The 2,752-nt window shown below is 63.1% G+C and carries 2 protein-coding genes; both read left to right on the plus strand.

Annotated elements, in window-relative coordinates; translation table 11 throughout:
- The first annotated feature begins 5 nt into the window (after positions 1 to 5).
- Positions 6 to 1,889, plus strand: a complete 1,884-nt coding sequence (locus EOA24_RS33305) for a pilus assembly protein (protein ID WP_245501909.1) — start codon at positions 6 to 8, stop codon at positions 1,887 to 1,889.
- Positions 1,890 to 1,976: 87 nt separating this feature from the next.
- Complete coding sequence (locus EOA24_RS33310; protein WP_126083172.1) at positions 1,977 to 2,609, plus strand: LysE family translocator; 633 nt, start codon at positions 1,977 to 1,979, stop codon at positions 2,607 to 2,609.
- Positions 2,610 to 2,752 lie beyond the last annotated feature (143 nt).

Below are 2,752 nucleotides of genomic sequence, written 5' to 3' on the forward strand. Positions count from 1 at the left end.
GAGCCTTGGCGGTGGGGGTCGACTTCACCGAGCTCAACCGCGAGAAGCAGATGGTGCTCAACGCGCTCGACTCGGCCAATTTCGCCTCCGCGGTGCGCCTTTCGCAGGGTGCGTCGGACGACGAGATCAAGGCCTATGCGGCTGCCTTCCTGAATTCCAATCTCAACGCCATCGATCCCGCCAACATTGCGCTCGATGTCGCGCTGCCGAGCAGCCAAACCGGCGGCGGCTTGATGAAGCTTTGCGCGACGCTCACCTATCATCCCTATTTCCATCCGGCGGCGGCGCTGCTCAGCGGCGCATCAGACGGCGACGCGCATAAGCCGATCCAGGTCGAGATGTGTTCCCAGGTGCGGCTGAAGAACACCCTGGAAGTGGCGATGGTGCTCGACAATTCGGGCTCCATGACAACGCCCGGCACCGGCTCGGGACAGAAGCGCATCGACCTGCTCAAGCAGGCCGCCAAGCAACTCGTCGACACGCTGGCGCTGCAGGCAGCGCAGATCAAGCAGATCGACAAGCCGGTGCAGTTCAGCCTCGTGCCATTCGCGGCCTCGGTCAATGTCGGGCCGAGCAACGACAACGCCCCCTGGATGGACACCTACGGGCTGTCGCCGATCGCCAACGAGAATTTCGACTGGTCGACGCTAAACGCCCCCGACAAATACGCTCAGAAAATCAACGGCATCTGGTATAAAAAAGGCACCGGCTGGGGTCCGGCGGAAGGCCAGATATTGACCCGATTCGAGCTCTATCGGGATATGAAGGTCGTCACCAGCCACGAACGCATCGCCGGCAGCAAGCGGGTCGTCTGCGACAAGTACCGATCCAATCATACCTGTTCCGATAGCCACGACGAATACGACTACAACGACACCTATGGCCCGTTCGCCAGCTGGCAGGGTTGCGTGGAAGTGCGGCCATATCCCTACAATGTAGACGACACGCCAGCCTCCGGCGGCCCCAACAACACCGGCATCGGCGTCGGAGATCCGGCGACCATGTTCGTGCCGATGTTCGCGCCGGACGAACCCGGCAACCATTGGAAAGTGACGCAGGATCCCGACGAGCCGAACCCGGTCACCTACGGCGCCGCCAACAGCTGGTGGAACGACGACCCGTCGAGCACCACCGGCAAGACCAGGCAGTCGAACATGGCCAAGTATTTCATGCCGCGGCCGATCGATGCGCCGGTGCTGTCGAAGGGCGCGGGCCCGAACTACAGCTGCACCACCACGCCAATCACACCGCTCACCGATGTCACCCAGACCGATGGGCTCGCAGCCATCAAGGCGGCGATCGACCTGATGCAGCCCAACGGCAACACCAATGTGCCCGAAGGCATGGCCTGGGGCTGGCGCACCGTCTCCAGCGCCCCGCCCTTCACCGAGGGGAGGCCGGAAACCGAGCGCGGCAACGACAAGGTGGTCATCGTGCTCACCGACGGCGAGAACACCTATTCGACGGTCAGCTCGGACCCGGCCGGCAACAAGTCGACCTATGCCGCCTATGGCTATACCGGCGTCGGCTATAACGGCACCTCGGTCACCCGCCTGTTCGGCGGCACGTCGAGCGCGATCGGCCAGTTCAACTATTCGTCGAGCAACTACACCGCGGCGATGAACGAGCAAATGGCGAAGCTGTGCGACAATGCCAAGGCCGGCAATATCATGGTGATGACGGTGGCGCTCGACATGTCCTCGACCAGCTCGAGCGACCAGAAGGCCATGGCGGCGCTGAAAGCATGCTCTTCCGAGTCCCGCTTCCGCAAGGATCCGACCGATCCCAGCAAACCGGCAAAACTGTTCTGGAACGCAACGGGGGCGACGCTGTCCGACAACTTCAAGGAAATCGCCAACGAGTTGTCGAACCTGCGCGTGGTCGGGTAAGGCGAGCTGGCGTAAAGGGCAATCCCATCAAGCCCTTGCGACGTTTGACGAAGCGGCGCACATCTCGGGAACTTTCCGGAGATCCCGATGCCTGACGCCGCCAACCACCTCACCTTCGCGCTGATCTGCCTGGGCATGGTGCTCACACCCGGCCCGAACATGATCTACCTCATCTCGCGCTCGCTGTCGCAAGGGCCGAAGGCGGGGCTGATCTCGCTCGGCGGCGTGGCGCTGGGCTTCCTGTTCTACGTGATCTCGGCGGCCTTAGGCATCACGGCGCTGATCTTCGCCGTGCCTTTTGCCTACGACGCGCTGCGCTTCGCCGGCGCGCTCTATCTGTTGTGGCTCGCCTGGCAAGCGCTCAAGCCCGGCGGACGCTCGCCCTTCCAGGTCCGCGAATTGCCCAGGGACAGGCCGCGCAAGCTTTTCGTCATGGGGCTGATGACCAACCTGCTCAACCCGAAGGTCGCGGTGCTCTATCTGTCGCTGCTGCCGCAGTTCATCAATCCGGCCAAGGGCCATGTTCTGTCGCAGCTTTTGGTGCTTGGCGTGACGCAGATCTCGATCAGCCTCACCGTCAACGCCATCATCGCGGTGACCGCCGGCTCGATCGCGAATTTCCTTGCCGGACGACCGTTCTGGCTGGTCGTCCAGCGCTGGATGATGGGCACGGTGCTGACGGCGCTGGCGCTCAAGATGGCGACCGAGGCGCAGAGATAGGGCGCATTGATATTCAGGTGAGGCCGGCCGCGAATGGCGCCCTGACCTGAATCCCAACGCACCCTACGGGCCTACCTCTACATCGGGCGGCGCACCGGCCGGATCTGCTCCGGCTCGACCACCTTGCGGTAGAGGTGCCAGGT

Source organism: Mesorhizobium sp. M2A.F.Ca.ET.039.01.1.1 (genome assembly GCF_003998035.1).
Lineage (GTDB): Bacteria > Pseudomonadota > Alphaproteobacteria > Rhizobiales > Rhizobiaceae > Mesorhizobium.